Annotated in this window: 22 protein-coding genes and 1 pseudogene; 14 read left to right on the top strand and 9 right to left on the bottom strand. The window is 59.1% G+C overall.

Features of this window, described 5'->3' with window-relative positions; all coding sequences use genetic code 11:
• Positions 1-57: 57 nt before the first annotated feature.
• Together RHIBUN_RS0112840 and RHIBUN_RS33400 are read right to left on the bottom strand one after the other, a co-directional pair.
• Positions 58-498: a glyoxalase superfamily protein gene (locus tag RHIBUN_RS0112840; RefSeq protein ID WP_025659877.1), complete on the bottom strand. Its 441-nt coding sequence runs from the start codon at positions 496-498 to the stop codon at positions 58-60.
• 4 nt (positions 499-502) lie between these two features.
• Entirely contained in the window at positions 503-691 is a 189-nt protein-coding gene (locus RHIBUN_RS33400; protein WP_018857450.1) for a hypothetical protein, read from the bottom strand.
• A 145-nt stretch (positions 692-836) separates the two neighbouring features.
• On the opposite strand from RHIBUN_RS33400, the gene RHIBUN_RS0112850 reads away from it, so the two are divergent.
• Complete coding sequence (locus RHIBUN_RS0112850; protein WP_025659879.1) at positions 837-1,163, top strand: hypothetical protein; 327 nt, start codon at positions 837-839, stop codon at positions 1,161-1,163.
• An 81-nt stretch (positions 1,164-1,244) separates the two neighbouring features.
• Here RHIBUN_RS0112850 and RHIBUN_RS0112855 read toward each other — a convergent pair whose 3' ends face one another.
• Positions 1,245-1,691 carry a host attachment family protein gene (locus tag RHIBUN_RS0112855; protein ID WP_025659880.1) on the bottom strand — a complete coding sequence of 149 codons (447 nt, stop codon included), beginning with the start codon at positions 1,689-1,691 and terminating at the stop codon, positions 1,245-1,247.
• A 276-nt stretch (positions 1,692-1,967) separates the two neighbouring features.
• Here RHIBUN_RS0112855 and RHIBUN_RS0112860 point away from each other — a divergent pair, with 276 nt between their 5' ends.
• Positions 1,968-2,363, top strand: coding sequence for a hypothetical protein (locus tag RHIBUN_RS0112860; RefSeq protein WP_018116335.1), 396 nt, complete (start codon positions 1,968-1,970; stop codon positions 2,361-2,363).
• Positions 2,364-2,457: 94 nt separating this feature from the next.
• On the top strand, positions 2,458-3,570 hold the full coding sequence (locus tag RHIBUN_RS0112865; RefSeq protein WP_025659881.1) for a pyridoxal phosphate-dependent aminotransferase: 1,113 nt from the start codon (positions 2,458-2,460) through the stop codon (positions 3,568-3,570).
• Positions 3,571-3,703: 133 nt separating this feature from the next.
• Here RHIBUN_RS0112865 and RHIBUN_RS0112870 read toward each other — a convergent pair whose 3' ends face one another.
• On the bottom strand, positions 3,704-3,970 hold the full coding sequence (locus RHIBUN_RS0112870; protein ID WP_018857454.1) for a sel1 repeat family protein: 267 nt from the start codon (positions 3,968-3,970) through the stop codon (positions 3,704-3,706).
• Positions 3,971-4,406: 436 nt separating this feature from the next.
• Between RHIBUN_RS0112870 and RHIBUN_RS0112875 the strand changes: the two genes are divergently transcribed.
• On the top strand, positions 4,407-4,745 hold the full coding sequence (locus tag RHIBUN_RS0112875; protein WP_018116338.1) for a DUF2147 domain-containing protein: 339 nt from the start codon (positions 4,407-4,409) through the stop codon (positions 4,743-4,745).
• A 74-nt stretch (positions 4,746-4,819) separates the two neighbouring features.
• On the opposite strand, the pseudogene RHIBUN_RS33405 reads toward RHIBUN_RS0112875, so the two are convergent.
• Positions 4,820-5,506 (bottom strand): annotated as a pseudogene (locus RHIBUN_RS33405) (glutathione S-transferase N-terminal domain-containing protein).
• Between the two features lie 168 nt (positions 5,507-5,674).
• Here RHIBUN_RS33405 and RHIBUN_RS36815 point away from each other — a divergent pair.
• Positions 5,675-5,851, top strand: coding sequence for a hypothetical protein (locus RHIBUN_RS36815; protein WP_018116339.1), 177 nt, complete (start codon positions 5,675-5,677; stop codon positions 5,849-5,851).
• Between the two features lie 95 nt (positions 5,852-5,946).
• Positions 5,947-7,443, top strand: coding sequence for an AMP nucleosidase (locus RHIBUN_RS0112890; RefSeq protein ID WP_018857456.1), 1,497 nt, complete (start codon positions 5,947-5,949; stop codon positions 7,441-7,443).
• Between the two features lie 10 nt (positions 7,444-7,453).
• Here RHIBUN_RS0112890 and RHIBUN_RS0112895 read toward each other — a convergent pair whose 3' ends face one another.
• On the bottom strand, positions 7,454-7,678 hold the full coding sequence (locus tag RHIBUN_RS0112895) for a hypothetical protein (protein WP_018116253.1): 225 nt from the start codon (positions 7,676-7,678) through the stop codon (positions 7,454-7,456).
• A 147-nt stretch (positions 7,679-7,825) separates the two neighbouring features.
• On the opposite strand from RHIBUN_RS0112895, the gene RHIBUN_RS0112900 reads away from it, so the two are divergent.
• The 4 genes from RHIBUN_RS0112900 to RHIBUN_RS0112915 are packed head-to-tail and all read left to right on the top strand — an operon-like array spanning position 7,826 to position 10,167.
• Positions 7,826-8,185 carry a YciI family protein gene (locus RHIBUN_RS0112900; RefSeq protein ID WP_018857458.1) on the top strand — a complete coding sequence of 120 codons (360 nt, stop codon included), beginning with the start codon at positions 7,826-7,828 and terminating at the stop codon, positions 8,183-8,185.
• Positions 8,186-8,195: 10 nt separating this feature from the next.
• Positions 8,196-8,555, top strand: a complete 360-nt coding sequence (locus RHIBUN_RS0112905) for a YciI family protein (protein ID WP_018857459.1) — start codon at positions 8,196-8,198, stop codon at positions 8,553-8,555.
• A gap of 4 nt (positions 8,556-8,559) precedes the next feature.
• Positions 8,560-8,919 (top strand): YciI family protein, encoded by a 360-nt coding sequence (locus RHIBUN_RS0112910; protein WP_018116256.1) that lies wholly within the window; start codon positions 8,560-8,562, stop codon positions 8,917-8,919.
• Between the two features lie 3 nt (positions 8,920-8,922).
• A complete protein-coding gene (locus RHIBUN_RS0112915; protein WP_025659882.1) occupies positions 8,923-10,167 on the top strand; it encodes an RNA polymerase sigma factor in 1,245 nt (414 codons plus the stop codon).
• Here RHIBUN_RS0112915 and RHIBUN_RS0112920 read toward each other — a convergent pair.
• Complete coding sequence (locus RHIBUN_RS0112920; RefSeq protein ID WP_025659883.1) at positions 10,135-11,097, bottom strand: lysylphosphatidylglycerol synthase domain-containing protein; 963 nt, start codon at positions 11,095-11,097, stop codon at positions 10,135-10,137. The genes RHIBUN_RS0112915 and RHIBUN_RS0112920 overlap by 33 nt on opposite strands.
• A gap of 69 nt (positions 11,098-11,166) precedes the next feature.
• On the opposite strand from RHIBUN_RS0112920, the gene RHIBUN_RS0112925 reads away from it, so the two are divergent.
• Positions 11,167-12,183 carry a glycosyltransferase family 2 protein gene (locus RHIBUN_RS0112925; RefSeq protein ID WP_025659884.1) on the top strand — a complete coding sequence of 339 codons (1,017 nt, stop codon included), beginning with the start codon at positions 11,167-11,169 and terminating at the stop codon, positions 12,181-12,183.
• Positions 12,176-13,672 (top strand): glycosyltransferase family 39 protein, encoded by a 1,497-nt coding sequence (locus RHIBUN_RS0112930; protein ID WP_025659885.1) that lies wholly within the window; start codon positions 12,176-12,178, stop codon positions 13,670-13,672. The genes RHIBUN_RS0112925 and RHIBUN_RS0112930 overlap by 8 nt, the downstream gene beginning before the upstream one ends.
• A gap of 72 nt (positions 13,673-13,744) precedes the next feature.
• On the opposite strand, the gene RHIBUN_RS0112935 is transcribed toward RHIBUN_RS0112930, so the two are convergent.
• Positions 13,745-14,689, bottom strand: a complete 945-nt coding sequence (locus RHIBUN_RS0112935) for a diacylglycerol kinase family protein (protein ID WP_025659886.1) — start codon at positions 14,687-14,689, stop codon at positions 13,745-13,747.
• A gap of 316 nt (positions 14,690-15,005) precedes the next feature.
• Between RHIBUN_RS0112935 and RHIBUN_RS0112940 the strand changes: the two genes are divergently transcribed.
• Positions 15,006-16,226, top strand: coding sequence for an MFS transporter (locus RHIBUN_RS0112940; RefSeq protein WP_025659887.1), 1,221 nt, complete (start codon positions 15,006-15,008; stop codon positions 16,224-16,226).
• A 319-nt stretch (positions 16,227-16,545) separates the two neighbouring features.
• Positions 16,546-17,922: a magnesium transporter gene (mgtE, locus tag RHIBUN_RS0112950; RefSeq protein ID WP_025659888.1), complete on the top strand. Its 1,377-nt coding sequence runs from the start codon at positions 16,546-16,548 to the stop codon at positions 17,920-17,922.
• Positions 17,923-17,964: 42 nt separating this feature from the next.
• Here the strand turns inward: mgtE and RHIBUN_RS0112955 are convergent, their stop codons facing one another.
• Positions 17,965-18,438 carry an Lrp/AsnC family transcriptional regulator gene (locus RHIBUN_RS0112955; RefSeq protein WP_018857467.1) on the bottom strand — a complete coding sequence of 158 codons (474 nt, stop codon included), beginning with the start codon at positions 18,436-18,438 and terminating at the stop codon, positions 17,965-17,967.
• Positions 18,439-18,440: the final 2 nt, after the last annotated feature.

Genomic DNA, 18,440 nt, shown 5'->3' on the forward strand with positions numbered 1-18,440 from the left:
GTTGATGGTCCAATCCTCCATCAAGTGCCGCCAACGCTGCGCACACTAAGTGGCCACTTAAATCTCGAGCACGAGATGTGGGACGCCGTTCGAGGTCTTGCGCGGAGATACGCCATTGCTGTCGACCTGCGCGTTGATGCGCTGCCGGAAGGCGGAGAAGCTCTCGAAGGTCACGACATCCACCGGTTCGTCGAAGTGGATGGTGATCTTGTGGAGCCCGCCGCCCGGTTGAGCGGCAAGCGCCAGGACCTTGCCGGTGAACGGCTGGTTCAAATAGCGGCCGCGCACCAGGGAGCCTACGGAGATGGCGGCGATCGGTTCCTCGTTCGGCCGGGTGGCGAGTGCGGAGAGCGTGTTCCAATCACGCACGCCATGCTGCTGGGCAATGAGTTCCAGCGCGGCACTATGAGAGATCGCGGTGCCGCGCGCTTCCATGGCCTGGCGGAGGCGCTTGGCTTGCGATTTCAATTCTTCGATTGTCGGATATGCGGTGGTCACGGATTCAGCCTTTCGGAAGGCATGCCATTTCGACCTGTACAAGGGTGCTCGCATTGCCTGCAGTCAGCATGCACCAATTGGCTGCGACTGATCCTATCGAGTACTTCACCATGGACTTGTCGTCCGCGAGCGGCAGGCGCCTCGAGCCAAGTTCGATATGCTTGAACGGCGGCGAACTGTCAAGCGATGCCAAGGAGGCCCATCCCTGTCTAATAACGAGCCATTTTGATCTCCAGACAGGCATAAGCTTCGGATTGTAGGGCGTCATTCAGAAGTTGTCAGCAATCTTGCGCTAATCTCGAAGCGTACAACAAGCGGACGCTACCATGGCCTTTCAGATGCACCTCGACACAGAGCAGCCCGAGCAGGCTTACCGGGAGTTTTCGCTCAACCGCCCCGGAAAGATCATCTTCGTTGGGCATCACCTCAGCACGGGAACGCAGGTCCGCTGCCTGATCCGCACGATCACGCTTGCCGGCGCGGTGCTGGAGGTCAATCCGAGCCTCGAGGTCCCGAACCACTTCTTCCTCGAAATCCTCGGCATCCACGACGAGATCGGCTCGACGGTGGTCAAGCGCGAGGGCGACCTCGTGACGATCAGCTTCAACATGCTGATCAACCCGGAATTCCTGCATCACGTCTTAAGGCTGAATTTCGAATCTTAGCCTCGATGTATTGCTCTTGCATCTTGTCTGCGAAACCGCCGCTTCCCTGGTGGCGGTGCGCCGCGGCCGTAGGAGGTTGCGTCAAGAAGCTAGGTGCCGCTCTATTTGGTCGACCGGCAGATTAATGTAATCCTTCGGCACCTCAGCCGAAACTGCAGCCTGAACATCGGCCGATAGGTTGGCTCGCAGCGTACCGAGCGCCTTTGGCGGCGCAACCAAAATGATGCGACGCGCGTTTTTTTCACGCACCAGCACCTCCAGCTTTGCGGCAACCAGCTTCAGGAACTTTGCCTCGGCCTGCTCGTGCCAGTCCGTCTGCTCAACGGCACTGGCACTCTGCCCATCGGCCGCATGCGTTCGACCCGGTTTGCCTGCGCCTATTTCGCGGTCCGGTTCGTTGGGCTGACTGAGGGTTTCTTCAACCTTGAGATTCATCAATTCCGCATCGCCTGCGTTCCGCAGGATCAATGCCTTGGCACCATCGCAAACGACGACCCACGACTTCGACGGAACTCTGACATCAACCATTGTGATTTCCTCGCTCTGCAATTTTGAAGCGCTGTGCGCCGTCGACAATTAGGCAAACGTGCAAATCGACAAAGAGTTCGATGACATTTCGCGACAACTACGGTCCGGCGAATCCATTCGCTACTCGACGCGAGAAGATGTTCGCCCAGCTGGCCGAACGGGCGGAAATGGCCGCATCGCTAAAATTGTATTTTCCTCGTTCACAATTGTGCAAGGCATTCGTGTGAGGCTTCAATTGAAGAGGACCGGGATTACCTTGGTTCAGGGAAACGCGGAATGTCGATGCTTCGTGCCACACACCTTGCAACCGTGAAATCCGCGGTTTACGAGACGCGCTGGGAAAAATTCAACGTAAGGCGCCCCGCCCGGATCGTTGCGGTTCGGCCCTGTCTTACCGGCATCTCCGTCCGGAGTGCGGAGATCGTCGATATCTCGCAGGGTGGCGCTACGTTTGTCGTGTCATCCACCGCGGGCCTGCCAAAGCACTACTACCTTAACATTCTCGGCCTTGCCTATCGGATCGGTTGTGCGGAAACCTATCGCAACAACGAACGTATCGGCGTCCGCTTCATCAATACGATCGAGCCCGACGTGCTGCGCCGCGTTTTGCGCGCCGACTTCATGATTGGCAACATGGAAGCGATCGAAGCCCGCGGAATTGTGCGGATGTAAATCGTGAATACCGGGGAATAATGTTTCTTGCCTTGGCGGCAGCGGGGCCTATTCTCGGTCCGAATTTTCACAGCATCCAGGAAATTGCCCCAGCATGTCCGCCTTCTCGCGCTTCACGCCGCTTGCTAACGCCCTTCCCTCCACCGTTCCGTTCGTCGGCCCAGAAGCAATCGAGCGTCAGCGCGGCTTTCAGGTCAAGGCGCGTATCGGCGCCAACGAGAATGGCTTTGGCCCTGCCCCATCCGTACTCGCAGCCATGCGCGTCCAGGCTGGCGAGATATGGAAGTACAACGATCCTGAAAACTACGAGCTCAGGGAAGCACTTGCCAACCATCTGGGCGTCGGAATCGACTCCATCGCGATAGGGGGCGGCATCGACGAACTGCTCGGCCAGATCGTACGGCTCGTCATTGAGCCGGGCGCACCCGTCGTGACATCGCTCGGCGGCTATCCAACGTTCAATTTCCACGTTGCCGGCTTCGGCGGGCGGCTCGTGACCGTGCCCTATGCCAGCGATCGCGAAGATCTCGACGGCCTCCTCGCAGCCGTCAAACGCGAGAACGCGCCGCTGGTCTATTTCGCCAATCCGGACAATCCGATGGGAAGCTGGTGGGATGCCGACAGTGTCGTCGCCTTTGCCCGTGCGCTACCGGAAACCACGTTGCTCATTCTCGACGAGGCCTACAGCGAAACCGGCCCGGCGGGATCGCTGCCCCCCATCAGCGCGCTGATCGACTTGCCGAATGTTGTGCGCACGCGCACCTTCTCGAAAGCCTATGGCCTGGCGGGCGCCAGGGTCGGCTATGTCATCTCGACATCAGGTACGGCGCGCGCATTCGACAAGATCCGCAATCATTTCGGCATGAATCGACTGGCCACGATCGCTGCACTGGCGGCACTCAAGGACCAAGCCTATCTCGCCGAGGTCGTGGCCAGCATCCACGACGCGCGCGACCGGATCGCCGCCATCGCCACGGCCAACAACCTCGTTCCGCTCGCCTCCGCCACAAATTTCGTTGCGATCGACGCCGGACGTGACGGCACCTATGCCCGTGCCATTGTCGATGGCCTGATGCAGCACGGCGTCTTCATTCGCATGCCCGGCGTTGCCCCGCTCAACCGCTGCATCCGCGTCAGCGTTGGACCGGAAGCTGACATGGCGCTTCTCGAGGAAGCCCTGCCGCAGGTACTTAAGACATTGGGTTAAACGCAAGGAACCGCGCCAGCCTTGTTCCTGCCGGTCGCGGTTGATGTCCTGGCATTGGCGCGTCCAAGCACCGCGCCAGCCCCCTTTTGAGGTTGTTATCGATCTTGCCCGCGCCTTTGCGGGCAAACGGTTCTCAGTGGATCGTCATCCATTCGCGGGCAGCGCGCAGCGCTTCCACGATCTGCATCTTGTCCATGCCTGCGGCAACGTCAGCCCGAAGCTCGGCGGCGCGGTCGTTGCCTTTGATCGCTGCGATGTTCAGCCACTTGTGAGCGGCGACCAGATCGACAGCGCAGCCGCGGCCGGTCGCATACATCAGACCCATTTCGCAGAAGATGTCGGCGTTGTTCTCGCCACCCATGGTGGCCATTTCAGCATTGTGCATTTCAAAGCGTGCCATCGGTTTATCCCTGTTTTGCCTGTTATCGACTTGCCCTGTTTTACCTCCGGAGACCTGCCGTCTATCGCGGTTTTAAGTACCCTTCGGTTCGGCGGGTTTGCCCCGCTCGTTTGATGGATCCACTATGCCGATGCGCTTTCAAAAAACGCCTAAAACGCATGATTAATGTGAGACAAACAAAGTGCAAACGCTTGGTAAAATTGGATTTTTGTTAAGCATCGGATCCCTTGCGGATTAAGGATTTTCGACACAATTTTACGGAATATTCAGATCTGAAAATCAACCTTCCGTTCACCACGAAATCAGCATCAAATGCCCAGAACGGAAGATTTCGCCGCTGTCGGTCTGCGAAAACGCTCGCCTGAAGCAGTGAAAAACACATTTACGTTTACGTTCGCGTCATCTATTTTCGCGGCTGGACATTAGGGAGGAACGAATGATCCGAACACTTATTCTCTCTGGCGCATTGATGTTTGCCGCCGGGGCAGCTTCTGCTGACGAACCGATCGTCGGCAATTGGAAGACAGCTGCGGGCGATACGGCCCAGATTGCATCTTGCGGCGGCAGCTACTGCATCGTGCTGAAATCCGGCAAGTATGCCGGCAAGAAGATCGGCATTCTCGCAGGAAGCGGTGTTACCTATACCGGCCAGATCACCGATCCAGCCAATGACAAGACCTATAGCGGATCCGGCAATATTTTCGGAAATTCACTGAAGATGAAAGGCTGCGTCCTCAACGTGCTCTGCAAATCGCAGACCTGGACACGCCTGTAAGAAACGGCTTTCCAAAAGAAAGCGCCCGGAAAGCCGGGCAGCCCGGAAAGCCGGGCGCTTTTCTGCGTCAATTGTCAGCGGGCGCGCTGATTGAAAAGGATCTTTTGCGCTTCCTTGTCATCGGCAAGATTGCTGCGTTCGCGTTTTTCCTTGCCGATTGCCGTGCCGCCGACCACGGCCGGGCGCTCCATCATCGTCTCGAACAGCGCTCGAGGTTGGGAAACTCGTTCAGGTCCTGTCCCTGCTTCTCGTATGGAACAACCCAGCCGATGCAAGCCATGTCGGCGATCGAGTAGTCCACGGCGAGATATTCGCGCTCTGCCAACCGCTTGTTCATCACACCGTATAGGCGGTTCACTTCATTGGTATAGCGGTTGATGCCGTATTCGATCTTCTCCGGCGCATAACCGCGGAAGTGATGCGCCTGTCCGGCCACGGGGCGCAAGCCACCGACCTGCCAAAAAGGCCATTCCTCGATCTGGACGCGTGTGCGCTCGTCCGTCGAATAGAACTTCCCGAACTTGCGACCGAGATATTGGAGGATGGCGCCGGAATCAAACACCGAGACCGGTTCGCCGCCGGGGCCATCGGGATCGACAATTGCCGGCATGCGATTGTTCGGGACGATCTTCAGGAATTCCGACGTGAACTGCTCCCCCTTACCGATGTTGATGTACTTGACCTTGTGGGGAACGCCGAGTTCCTCGAGCATGATGCTGATCTTCCAGCCGTTGGGGGGTGGGCCAGTAATAAAGCTCAATCGTGTGCCGTCATGAAAATCTCCTTTGCGGGACAAAAGAGATAAGCAGTAGCAGCCGCGCTTCAAGCTGCCCGGCTTCCTGAACGCCTGATGAACCATGATCTCAGCACCCGTTCAGCCACAACGTGGCAAGACTGTCTCAACGCTAAGGCGATACCGGGGCAAAGTCATGGATATGCTCATTTTGGCAAGACGTTTCACCATCATCACGCTGTTTGCAGCAGTCTTCGCCGTCAGCTTTTCGGTTGCGGTCAACCGCAATGCCGGCGGCGGTGCGCAGTCACACTTCGGGGCCAACTATACGTGCTTCGACGCCAGCCGCCCGTTCTGTAGAACAAGCAACTGACTGGCTGCGCGGCAGCACATCGCAGCCCCCAAAAATCTCTGCAATCCCTTTAGCCGCGTCGTTTGCTTGTTAGGAACAACACCCTATAATGCCGCATGAACAAACGAATCTCTTCCCCTCTCGACATTTCGTCTCCGTCACCTTTCGCGCCGCAAACCTTTGACGATCCCGTCGAGGCAGTCGACGCGCTGACAGAACTCTACGAACGCAACACCCATTTCCTGGTTGAGAGCTTCGCCACGCTAGCCAAGGGCGCGCCAATTACATCGCGCTATCGCGCCTTCTACCCACAAGTGAGCATCGAGACGACGAGTTACGGCCACATCGATACTCGTCTGTCCTACGGGCACGTTACCGCTCCCGGTATCTACACGACGACGATTACTCGGCCGCAGCTGTTTCGGCACTATCTGAAGCAGCAGCTTGGCTTGCTGATGAGAAATCATAACGTGCCGGTCGTCGTTTCAGAATCGACGACACCTATTCCACTGCACTTTGCGTTCGGTGAGGGTGCCCATGTCGAGGCATCCGCCGCGGCGTTCATGGACATTCCGATGCGTGATCTGTTTGACACGCCGGACCTGAACACAACGGACGACGAGATTGCCAACGGCGAATACATTCCACCGCCAGGCGAACCTTCGCCGCTTGCCGCCTTTACCGCTCAGCGCATCGACTACTCGCTTGCCCGTCTTGCCCATTACACCGCGACCGGCGCGCAGCATTTTCAGAACTTCGTGCTGTTTACGAACTACCAATTCTACATCGACGAATTCTGTATTTGGGCACGCAAGCTGATGGCGGAAGGCGGAGACGGCTACACGGCCTTTGTCGAGCCGGGCAATATCATCACGCATGCCGGCTCCAATCAGCCCGAGACCGACGTTACGCTTTCGCGCCTCCCGCAGATGCCGGCCTACCATCTGAAAAAGAAAGGGCATGCCGGGATCACCATGATCAATATCGGCGTCGGCCCATCCAATGCCAAGACGATCACCGACCACGTGGCCGTCCTTCGCCCGCATGCCTGGCTGATGCTCGGCCACTGCGCCGGCCTGCGCAACAGCCAGCGCCTGGGTGATTATGTCCTTGCTCACGCGTACATGCGCGAAGACCACGTCCTTGACGACGATCTGCCTGTCTGGGTGCCGATCCCGGCACTGGCGGAAGTGCAGGTCGCCCTGGAGGGCGCCGTGGCAGAGATCACCGGCTACGAAGGCTTCGAGCTGAAGCGCATCATGCGCACCGGCACAGTCGGCACGATCGACAACAGGAACTGGGAGTTGCGCGACCAACGCGGCCCGGTCAAGCGTCTGTCCCAGGCTCGTGCCATCGCGCTCGACATGGAATCGGCGACGATCGCCGCAAACGGCTTCCGCTTCCGCGTGCCCTACGGCACCCTGCTCTGCGTATCGGACAAGCCGTTGCATGGCGAATTGAAGCTGCCCGGCATGGCGACCGCCTTTTATAGGACGCAGGTCAACCAGCATCTGCAAATTGGTATCCGTGCGATCCAGAAACTCGCAGCAATGCCGCCGGAAGCACTGCATTCGCGCAAGCTCAGAAGCTTCTTCGAAACGGCCTTCCAATAGGCCGTTTCCCTTATTGGCGAGTGGCTGCGACCGCGCTAGTCGCAAGTTGGCGCTCATAGTGCTCGCCCGCGGCATCCAGCACCACAATCGTAACCGCAAAAAGGGCTGCGACTGCAACGAGGCGTGCGATTGTGGCCCGCATCATTGGCAGTTCCGTATCAGCCTGATAGGGCTGTTTGTTCTGTTGGCGACTTGCGCGGATGGCGTTCGCCAGCACGATCTCGAAAAAACCCATCGTCGTCACTCCATATTGTTGACGACACTTGGTCGAAGCCAGTGTGCTCGTTTCGACCCAAATTTCCGCAAAAAGATTTTTTCGCTTCCTGTCGAAATCACCCTAGGCTGAGCGTCCAATGATCGTGACAGCCAGGGAGAGCGAACGATGAAATATCTCTGCCAGGTCTGGTTCGAGCCGGCGACGCTTGAAGCCATGACCGAGGAGGAAAAAAGGAACCTCGACAGAGCGTCCCTCGCTTACGACGATGATCTGATCGCCAGCGGGCACATGATCGCCGCGCAGGCGCTGCAATCGCCAAAGAATGCCGTGACCGTCCGCGTTCGAAATGATGAAATGTCAGTGACGGACGGCCCTTTTGCAGAAACAAAAGAACAACTCGGCGGCTTCATTCTTATCGACGCAAAAGATCTGAACGATGCCATTCGCGTTGCGGCCGGTATCCCGCTTGCAAGACTAGGGTCAATAGAAGTCCGGCCGATCTACGATATTCCGGTCTATAGTTGAGGGAGACGTCATGAAATATCTCTGCCAGGTCTGGTTCGACACCGAGAAGAGCAAGCTCGTCCCGCAGGAAGAGTGGGATGTGGTCACGCAGGAATGCATCGCAAGCGACGATCACTGGCATGACCGCGGCGTCCTGCAAGTCGCTCTTGCGCTGCACGAGCCCGAATCTGCAGTTACTCTTCGAGTGAGGCAGGGCGTCACGACGGCAACCGACGGTCCCTTCGCCGAAATCAAGGAACATCTTGGTGGTTTCGTATTGATCGACGCCGCCGACATGGAAGAAGCCGAGAGGATCGCCTCGACGTTCCCCATATTGAAATACGCTTCGATCGAGATACGGCCGGCCTATTCCATCAAAGACGGGAGATAATGCGATGCGCTATGTTTGCCTGATCTACAATTCGGCCGATGTCGACGGTCGTCAGGCCCCTGCAGAAACCGAAGCTGTCGTTCGCGCGCATTTCGGCTTCGACGAAGGGTTGCGCGAACGGGGCACGCTGATTCATGCCGATGCGCTCGAAACGCCCGATAAGGCTGTCGTCCTGCGGGTGCGCAACAACGAGCTTAGCATGACTGATGGCCCTTACGTCGAGACGAAGGAGCATCTGGCCGGCCTGTATGTTATCGATGCCTCCGATATGGATGAGGCAAAGGCAATCGCCGCTGGAATTCCATGTGCGCGAATTGGCGCTGTGGAAATCCGCCCGGTGCGGATCCTGACATTGCCGGAGTAGACCTTGGAACGTCTGATCGAGGATATCTACCGATCGCAGTCTCGCCGGGTGCTTGCGACACTCATCCGTCTCCTTGGAGACTTCGACAGGGCCGAAGAAGCCCTGCACGACGCGTTTGCAGCCGCCGCGCGGACGTGGCCCCGCGATGGTGTTCCGGCAAACCCGTTTGGCTGGCTCGTTTCCGCCGGGCGATTTCGCGCGATCGACCACATCAGGCGCCGGTCGCGTTTCGATATGTCGGCGAAGGACATCGAGGAAAGTCTATACGGGTCTTTCGATGAAACGGAGATTGGCGACGTGGACCTGATCCAAGACGACATGCTCCGGTTGATCTTCACCTGCTGTCATCCGATCATACCCGCCGACGCGCAAATGGCGATGGCGCTTAGAGAGATATGCGGACTTACGACTGAAGAGATCGCCCATGCATTTCTAGTCCCCGCCCCAACTGTGGCACAGCGCATCGTACGCGCGAAGAACAAGATCCGCACAGCGAAGATTCCCTACGAGGTCCCTGAGCGCGACGAATTGCCGGAGCGGCTCGACCGGGTGCTGCATGTGATCTATCTGGTCTTCAACGAGGGATACTCCGCTTCGTCCGGCGAGGAGGTCGTCCGAGCGGATCTCACTTCGGAGGCCATCCGCCTGACACGGCTGCTCGCGCGCCTTCTGCCGCACCCCGATGTCTCGGGGCTGCTTGCACTCCTACTCCTTCAGGATTCGCGTCGCGCCGCCAGGCGGAGTTCGCAGGGAGGTCTCATTCTCCTGGCCGATCAGGATCGCGGGCTTTGGGACCGTGAAAAGATTCGCGAAGGTCTCGGGCGCCTCGACGGCGCCCTGCGGAATGGCGAGGTCCGTATCTACACGCTGCAGGCGGCCATCGCTGCGGAGCACGCGCGAGCCGAGACGCCTGAGAGTACGGATTGGCGCCGCATCGTCAGCTTCTATGATCTCCTGCTGTCGGCCCAGTGGTCGCCGATTGCCGAACTCAACAGGGCCGTCGCCGTGGCGATGGTGGAGGGAGCAGAAAGAGGTTTGCAGCTCGTTGACGCCATCCTGCAGGCAGGAGAATTGGAGAGCTATCATCTTGCGCATTCGGCCCGTGCCGATTTTCTGAGGCAATTGGGACAGAAGGCCGAGGCGATTGCAGCCTACGAGACAGCCTTGAGGCTGTGTCAACAGGCGCCAGAGCAGACATTCCTGAGAGAACGGATTTCAGAGCTTACGGCTGCGGCCGAGCGGCAGTGATATCGCAGTGCCCGTCAGTGCCGAGACGATGATCAGCAAATGCGCATTGATGCTTGCTTGCGCCAAGGCAGCAAGGGCCGTCTTCTCGCTGGATGCGCCTAGGGCAACGGCACCGGCAGTGATCCCGGCCGGATAAGTGCCGACGCCACCCGGCGCGTGCACCGGAAGCACAGAGGAGAGCTCGCCGCCAAGCGCCCCGCCGAAACTTGCTGCCATCGGCAATACGCCCATCAGGTTGAGGGCCCAGGCGAGCACCAGAACCTTGACGAGCCAGTTGATGACGGTCATCGCCCAGGCGCGCGTGAAAGCCGCGGCATCGACCGGAAGTCCCCTCTCAACCTCAACCACCAGCTTCTGCCCTTTTACCGGCAGCATCGTGCAGGCAAGCCGCAACAAGGGTCGCCTCAGAGCAAAAGCGACTACCGGAAGTGACAGGAAGGACACCCAGACGATCCATGCAACGATGTTGTGCGGTGACGCGATCGCGAAGCCTATGCCGGCGGCAGCCAGCAAGGCGTGCAGATCAAGCAGGCGCATGACGAACAGCGCCGACGTGCCGCGCGCCAGCGGAATACCGAACTCGGTGCGCATCAACACCGGAAAGCTTGTCTCCCCCGTTCGAAACGGCAGCATGATATTCAGGAGATTGTGAATCTGCGTGACGCGAAAAAGCACCTTGAAGCGGCCCGCAGTTTCTCTCGGAAAATAATCGTAGATGCGCCAGGTCCTGAGAAAGTAGGTGCTGGTCAGAAGTGCGAGAGCGGCGATAATCGGGATAGCACCGACCTCGGCCCATTGTCCGAGAATGACCGGCCAGCCCCAAAACCACTGGATGAAAAGCGCGTAAGCCGCCACGATCACGATCGTCAGCAGCGTCATCCGATTGCGGATAATCCAGGATTGTCGGCTGGCAACAACCGGAAACTTCATATAGTAGGCTTTCCTGACTATCGCGGCGAATGCCGCTTTTGGCCGTGCGCCTTGTAGGAGAATTCAAACGTGCAGACAACAGTAGACCCACGTCAGGGCCTCGTGGAAGCGATGCGGCCGGTCGAATTGTCGCTCGTTGTGCCTGTCTTCAACGAGGAAGAGAGCGTCGGCCCGCTTGTCGATCGCATCTGCTTGGCCATGGCCCGCTACTCCGATCGCTGGGAGCTTATCCTGATCGACGATGGCAGCACCGATGCCACGCTGGTAAATGCGCGCAAGCACATCGGCCGCGAGGGCCTTACGCTGAGGATCGTCGAACTGCAGCGCAATTTCGGCCAGACGGCCGCGATGCAGGCAGGCATCGACGCCGCGACCGGCCGATTGATCGCCACAATGGATGGCGATCTGCAGAACGACCCGAAAGACATTCCGTCCATGGTCGCCGAACTGGAGCGGCGTGAGCTCGATCTTTTGGTTGGCTGGCGCAGGAACCGCCAAGACGGTCTCCTGCTACGCAAGATTCCCTCATGGTGTGCCAATTACTTGATCGGGCGCATTACCGGCGTGAAGCTGCACGACTACGGCTGCAGCCTGAAGATCTACCGCGCCTCGATCATCAAGCAGGTGAAGCTGATGGGCGAAATGCACCGCTTCATCCCCGCCTGGGTCGCCGGCGTCGTGCCAAGCTCGCGCATCGGCGAAATGGTCGTGACCCACCATGCCCGCCAGCACGGGCAGTCCAAGTATGGCATCTCGCGTACTTTTCGCGTGATCCTCGACCTGCTTTCCGTCATGTTCTTCATGCGATACAAGGCACGGCCAGGCCATTTCTTCGGCTCACTGGGCCTCGGACTGGGTGGGATCTCCGCTCTGGTGATGCTCTATCTGTTCGTCGACAAGTTCGTCTTGGGCAACGACATCGGCACCCGCCCGATGCTGATGGTCGGCATCGTTTTCATGCTGTCCTCCGTGCAGTTGATCACGACCGGCATTCTTGCCGAGATGATTGCCCGTACCTATTATCGCGACGACACCTCGCCGAACTACATCGTCCGCCAGGTCTTCGACGGAAGTGAGAATGCGTAATCTGCTGGCTCGCAAGCCGGACGCGGTTGTCCTGCTGCTGGCGGCATATTTTGTCGTCAGCTTTGTCGTTCGCCTCCTCGTGCCAAACGGCCTGCGGGTCGATGAGTCCCAGCAGGCGTTCTTCTCGCAATGGCTTGTGGCCGGCTACGACACCCAGCCGCCGCTCTACAACTGGCTGCAGGCGATGGTGGTGTCCGGCTTCGGATTGTCGATCGCAACGATTGCCGCAACCAAGAACCTGGTGCTGTTTCTTCTTTTCCTGAGCTACTACAAGCTGGCCAAACTGGTGCTCGATGATCGCCTGTTTGCTGCCATCGCGACGCTTTCGCTGTTCACGATTCCACAGGTTTTCTGGCAGGCACAAAGGGACCTGACCCATACAGTCGCCCAGATGCTGATGATAAACCTCTTCATCTACAGCATCATCAAAGCGCTGAAGGCCCCATCCCTGTTCTCCTACGCGGCAATCGGCGTCACGCTGGGACTCGGCATGCTGTCGAAGTACAACTTCACTCTCGTCGTGTTTGCAGCGCTCATTGCAGTGTTTCTGCATCCAGAGGGACAGAAGCGCCTGTTCGACCGTCGCTTCTTGCTTTCACTGGCTATCGCGGTCCTCATCTTCGCGCCGCACGGCCTTTGGCTCCTTAACAATATCGGCCTGGCCGCAACCCGAACGCTGAATACCATGGCGCAGGAAGCGCCGGCCAGCGTACTCGCGAAACTGATCAAGGGGCCGACCGAGTTCTTCGGTCAGGTGCTCGTGATCATGGCGCCTCTTGTTGCGGTTTATGCAATCGTTTTCGGCAAGAAGTTCCTCCGCAGTCTGCGACCGACGACCATCTGGGCTCACTTTTTCGACACGATATTTCTGGCGATTGGCGTGCAGGTTCTCGTGCTGGTTTTCGCCATCGGCATAACATCCATGCGCGACCGATGGGTGCTGCCCCTCCTGTTCCTGATGCCGATTGCGTTTTGCCTGAAGATACAGGCCCGAGGCATTCGACCGCAGGATTTTGCGCGGCGCTTCTTTATCGCACCTCTCGCGGTCATGATCATCGTCCCGTCGCTGAGTCTGGTTCTCGCGCACGCGCCGTCACTCTTCGGCCGGCCTGAGGCCTACAACGCGCCTTACGAGGAGTTTGCCGGCAAGATCATTGCTGAGGAAGGCAAGCGTCCTGGGCTTGTGCTCACCGACAGCTGGCCGGCGTCGGGAAATATACATATGCAGTTGCCTGATGTTCCAACGATGTCCACGTTCTTCGGCAACCTGGCTATCGATTACGATTGGACCGCGGAGAAGCCGATCCTGGTGGTTTGGCTTCCCTCCAAGGATCGAACGGCGCTACCGCCGGTACTGGTTAACTGGATTGAACAGAACCTCGGCCCGCAATACTCCGCAGTGGCGACCAAGTACACAAGCATCGGTTACATCGGCGGGCGACCGGAGGATCAACGGCTCTTCGGCTACGCCTGGATATATCCGCGCTAGCTCCGGCGTCCCCCTCAGCTCGTCCGACCGATCCAGAGCGATTTCTGGGATGCGCGCCACCAGCAGGAGCTGCTAGGGAGCGACTTCGCGCCGCTCCGCTTCGTCAACTTGCGCTGCAAGTCCTTGCTGGACCAATACCTTGAGTTCGCCTGGATGCAATTTCAATGCAACGTCTCGCTCCAGGGGACGCAGCTCGCCATCCATCACGCAATTCGCCTTTGACGGCAGCTTTGGAAAGTGCAGATGCACTTCTGCCGGATGCATGATCATCACGTCCGCATTCTCCCTCACCTTGCCTCGCAAGAGATCGATCGCCAGACGCGCGACGCCGAGCGGCCTTAGTGGATTGGCGGTATAGAAGCCTAGTTCGCCACCTGTGAGGCTGTCGGCATAAAGCAAGGCATTCTGGCCGAAAGGGTTGTTTGAAACCGAGACCGCGGAGACCCGGCGCCTCTCATAAACTCCCCCCGCTTCGAACTCGACCTCGAATTCGGGTGGGTTCAACACGACACCAAATGCGGCCCGCGCGCTTGCCCCCATCTTTCCAAGTCGGGAGCGGTATGAGTAGGAATTTCGATAGCGCACCATGCGCGCATGCAGCCCGGCCGAGAATTGGTGAATGAACGGCCTGCCGTTGGCGCTGGCAATATCGACACGATCGACTTCGCCAAAGGCCAGCGTTTCAAGCGCTTGCCAGATATCGAGTGGAACGCGCAAGGAACGGGCGAAAAGGTTCATTGTACCGGCCGGCACAACGCCAAGTGCGACGCCGTTTCTCCAGGCTATGGACGCTGCCGCCGATATCGTCCCGTCGCCACCGCCAGCGACGATGCCATCGATGTTTCCCCAGCGGGCCGCCCGCTCCATCGCGGGTACAATCTCCTTGCCGGAAAAGACGATTGCATCGAAATCGTGACCCGCTTCCCTGAAGATCGCCTCGGCCCGCCTTTCATAGGCTTCCATGTCGGTGGTCCTGAACGTTCCACCATCTCGATTGAAAAAGCCAACTAGTTTCATCAGGCTCCCGTTGATCCATCCCGACAGGCAAAGTCTGTTGGCGCTGCAAAGCAGATGGTTCCCGCAGCGGCAATTTCAAGCTGAAGCGCGTCTCACGGCCGCCGCGAGCGGCGACAGAGCCCCCAAATTTGCAAGGGACGTATGCAAATCGGGGGACGCTGCACTGCAGAAAACGCACTCGACCTGCAGCAATCTATCGTTGATAGATGGGATATTGGAGCATCGTCTTCATCTCCCTTCATCTCCGGCCTACCGGTCACCGGCGCATCTTGCGTCCCGTCCCGTATGTCACCTATCGAATGCCAAGGAGTGCCTCTTGAGCCAGGTCGCCGTAAACGATTCCATAGATACGATGGCGGCAGAAGAGGCCCCGTCTCCGGCGGCAATTGCGCTCGTACAACTGGCGCTTGCCTGCGGCGGCTTCGGCATAGGCACCGGCGAATTCGCTATCATGGGTCTTTTGCCTAAGGTCGCCGACACCTTCTCGGTGACGACGCCGCAGGCCGGCTACGTGATCAGCGCCTATGCGCTCGGCGTCGTTATCGGTGCTCCAATCATCGCGGTTCTCGCCGCAAAGATGGCGCGCCGCTCGCTGCTTCTCCTCGTCATGGGCATCTTTGCCGTCGGCAACCTGTTGAGCGCGATGGCACCGACCTTCGAGAGCTTCACGTTGATGCGCTTCATCACGGGGTTGCCGCATGGCGCCTACTTCGGCGTTGCCGCGATCGTCGCGGCATCCATGGTGCCGATGCACAAGCGCGCTCGCGCCGTCGGCCGCGTGATGCTCGGGTTGACGGTCGCGACCCTCCTGGGAACCCCGCTCGCCACCGTTTTCGGGCAGTCTCTCAACTGGCGGCTTGCCTTTACGATCGTTGGAATTATCGGCCTGTTGACGGTCGCCCTGATCTGGTACTACGTGCCACGCGACCGAGTTGCCGAGGGCGCAAGCTTCAAGCGCGAACTCGGCGCCTTCAAGCGTCCGCAGGTCCTGTTGACGCTCGCCACGGCATCCGTCGGCTTCGGTGGAATGTTCGCCATGTTCAGCTACATCGCGCCAACCACGACCGAGGTTGCAATGCTGCCGGAAAGTATGGTGGCCGTGATGCTGATCATCTTCGGCATCGGCATGAACGTCGGCAATGTCGTCGGCTCCTGGTTTGCCGACAAATCGCTGATGGGAACGATCGGCGGTTGCCTTGTGTTCAACATCGTCGTGCTGACACTGTTCTCCCTCACGGCTGCCAATCCGTTCATGCTGGCGCTTTGCGTATTCTGCATCGGTTGCGGCTTTGCTGCCGGTCCCGCTGTCCAGACCCGATTGATGGATGTCGGGGCGGACGCGCAGACGCTTGCTGCGGCATCTCACCACTCGGCATTCAATATTGCGAATGCGCTGGGCGCCTGGCTCGGCGGCCTGGTTATCGCACAGGGCTATGGCTTCGCCGCCACCGGCTATGTCGGCGCCATCCTGTCGTTTATCGGCATCTTTGTGTTCGTGGCATCTCTAAGCCTCGATCGCCGTGGCCGGAGCGCCTGACGCGGCCGCCCCCGGCGTCAACGCATAGTCGACAGTGGCCGCAAATTCGAAAGAACGCTGCTCGAACGATATGCCGCGCCGGAAGGTGCGGCATTCTGGCATCAAGCACCTCAAGCGCTTGACTTTTTTGCCAATTGAGACCACCTAGAGCCTTACGCGGATCACCTCCATTTTCCGCGGATATCAACGGAGCCATCATCACGATGCCAAGCGACAGTAGCAGTCGATTGCCTTTGCCGTACGCGGCCCTCGTGCGCTGACCTGACTCCGTCGGGCTCGCCCGTCGGACGCTACGGCGGATCGACGGAAAGGCGAGCCTATGAACATCAATCGCTTCCCACTGCGGGCGGGCCATGCCGCTCGTTTCTTCAGCAGCGACCACCTCGGCCCGATCACCACGGCCGAGCGCGTCGAACAGCTGAACACACTTGAAATATCCGAAGCCGCAGCAATCCTGGTTACGCTGCCGCAGCAAAAGGCCGTGCGCATTCTCGGACGTCCCGAGTTGCATCACGCCGCCGCGATCCTTGCAGACATGCCGGTCGAGCATGCCGCACGGCTGTTGAACGCCGTGGCAAACGACCGTGTCGCCGACCTCTTTCAGGAAATGAACGAGGAGGTTCGTGCACACCTCTTCTCGCGGCTGGACCGCACGACCTGTCTCGCCGTCCAGCACCTGATGGGGTATCCGCCCCGCACGGCCGGCAGCATCATGACGACCGAATTCGTCAGCGTGCCCGACACCTGGACTGTCGAACAGACGCTGGAGCACGTGCGCAAAGTCGAGCGTTCGCGCGAGACGGTCTATGCGATCTACGTCCTCGATGCGGTCAGCCGCGCGCTGACGAGCGTCGTCACACTCCGCCGCCTCATCACCGGCGAGCCCGGCGAATCCGTCCTGACCGTTGCGCAGAAGGAAGGGGTTGTGCGTGCCGATCCGCTGATGACGCAGGAAGATGTCGCCCGGCTGATCCGCAAGCATAATCTGCTCGCCCTGCCCGTCGTCAACCAGGACGGCCACATGCTCGGCATCGTCACGGTCGACGACGTCATCGACACGATGATCGCCGACCAGACCGAAGACGCCCAGAAATTCGGTGGTATGGAAGCCCTCGGCAAGCCCTACACCAAGATCAGCTTTGCCGGCATGATCCACAAGCGTGCTGGTTGGCTGTGCGCCCTCTTCCTCGGCGAAATGCTGACGGCAAGCGCCATGCAGCATTTCGAAGGCGAGCTTGAGAAGGCGATCGTGCTGACGCTGTTCGTGCCGCTGATCATGAGCTCTGGCGGAAACAGCGGGTCGCAGGCGACATCGCTGATCATCCGGGCGCTGGCGCTCGGCGAGCTCAAGCTCTCCGACTGGTGGCGCGTGCTGATGCGCGAGCTGCCGACGGGTTTCGTGCTCGGCACGATCCTGGGATTGGTCGGTTTCGCCCGCATCGTGCTCTGGCAAAAAATCGGGCTCTATGACTACGGCGAGCACTGGGTCCTGGTCGGCGTCACGATCTTTACCGCACTGATCGGCATTGTCACGTTTGGTTCGCTGGCGGGCTCCATGCTGCCGTTCATCCTGCAGAGGCTGCGGCTTGATCCGGCAAGCGCCTCCGCGCCGTTGGTCGCCACGCTCGTCGATGTGAGCGGGCTGGTGATCTACTTCTCGGTCGCGCTGCTGATCCTCAGTGGCACGCTGCTCTAAGCAAGAAAACGGGGCCGATTGGCAGGCCGATTGGCCCCGTTTCTATTTCAGTTCCGGCAGCTTCAGCGCTCCGTGGGTTTTCATGCTGCGAATGGCAAAGTTCGAGCGGATATCGCTGACATTCGGCAGGGTCAGCAGCGTGTCCGTCAGCAGCCGCTCATAGGCTGCGAGATCCTCGACCACCACCTCCGCAAGAAAGTCGGCCGTTCCCGATATTAGAAAACACGACACCACCTCGGGAATGGCGAGCAATGCCGCCTCCTGCGCCTGCGCGTTCTCGCGGCTGTGATGGGCGACCTTGAGCTCGACGAAAACCGTCAGGCCGAGACCGACTTCCTTGCGGTCGATATCGGCGCGGTAGCCGCGGATTACGCCGGTCTTTTCCAGATTGCGGATACGCCGCAGACAGGGGGACGGCGACAAATTGACCTTTTCGGCAATCTCCACGTTGGTCGCCCGGGCATCCTCCTGGAGGCATTCCAATATCGCCAGATCGAATTTATCAAGATTTGGCATGT

Origin of the sequence: Rhizobium sp. IBUN (assembly GCF_000510625.1) — a bacterium.
GTDB classification, from domain to species: Bacteria; Pseudomonadota; Alphaproteobacteria; order Rhizobiales; family Rhizobiaceae; genus Rhizobium; species Rhizobium altiplani.

Bases quoted from the DNA above. Each gene is read 5' to 3' on its own strand.
- RHIBUN_RS0112850 (WP_025659879.1), top strand. From the start codon at position 837: ATGCACCTCGACACAGAGCAGCCCGAGCAGGCTTACCGGGAGTTTTCG.
- RHIBUN_RS0112855 (WP_025659880.1), bottom strand. From the start codon at position 1,691: ATGGTTGATGTCAGAGTTCCGTCGAAGTCGTGGGTCGTCGTTTGCGAT.
- RHIBUN_RS0112860 (WP_018116335.1), top strand. From the start codon at position 1,968: ATGTCGATGCTTCGTGCCACACACCTTGCAACCGTGAAATCCGCGGTT.
- RHIBUN_RS0112865 (WP_025659881.1), top strand. From the start codon at position 2,458: ATGTCCGCCTTCTCGCGCTTCACGCCGCTTGCTAACGCCCTTCCCTCC.
- RHIBUN_RS0112870 (WP_018857454.1), bottom strand. From the start codon at position 3,970: ATGGCACGCTTTGAAATGCACAATGCTGAAATGGCCACCATGGGTGGC.
- RHIBUN_RS0112875 (WP_018116338.1), top strand. From the start codon at position 4,407: ATGATCCGAACACTTATTCTCTCTGGCGCATTGATGTTTGCCGCCGGG.
- RHIBUN_RS36815 (WP_018116339.1), top strand. From the start codon at position 5,675: ATGGATATGCTCATTTTGGCAAGACGTTTCACCATCATCACGCTGTTT.
- RHIBUN_RS0112890 (WP_018857456.1), top strand. From the start codon at position 5,947: ATGAACAAACGAATCTCTTCCCCTCTCGACATTTCGTCTCCGTCACCT.
- RHIBUN_RS0112895 (WP_018116253.1), bottom strand. From the start codon at position 7,678: ATGGGTTTTTTCGAGATCGTGCTGGCGAACGCCATCCGCGCAAGTCGC.
- RHIBUN_RS0112900 (WP_018857458.1), top strand. From the start codon at position 7,826: ATGAAATATCTCTGCCAGGTCTGGTTCGAGCCGGCGACGCTTGAAGCC.
- RHIBUN_RS0112905 (WP_018857459.1), top strand. From the start codon at position 8,196: ATGAAATATCTCTGCCAGGTCTGGTTCGACACCGAGAAGAGCAAGCTC.
- RHIBUN_RS0112910 (WP_018116256.1), top strand. From the start codon at position 8,560: ATGCGCTATGTTTGCCTGATCTACAATTCGGCCGATGTCGACGGTCGT.
- RHIBUN_RS0112920 (WP_025659883.1), bottom strand. From the start codon at position 11,097: ATGAAGTTTCCGGTTGTTGCCAGCCGACAATCCTGGATTATCCGCAAT.
- RHIBUN_RS0112930 (WP_025659885.1), top strand. From the start codon at position 12,176: ATGCGTAATCTGCTGGCTCGCAAGCCGGACGCGGTTGTCCTGCTGCTG.
- RHIBUN_RS0112935 (WP_025659886.1), bottom strand. From the start codon at position 14,689: ATGAAACTAGTTGGCTTTTTCAATCGAGATGGTGGAACGTTCAGGACC.
- mgtE (WP_025659888.1), top strand. From the start codon at position 16,546: ATGAACATCAATCGCTTCCCACTGCGGGCGGGCCATGCCGCTCGTTTC.
- RHIBUN_RS0112955 (WP_018857467.1), bottom strand. From the start codon at position 18,438: ATGCCAAATCTTGATAAATTCGATCTGGCGATATTGGAATGCCTCCAG.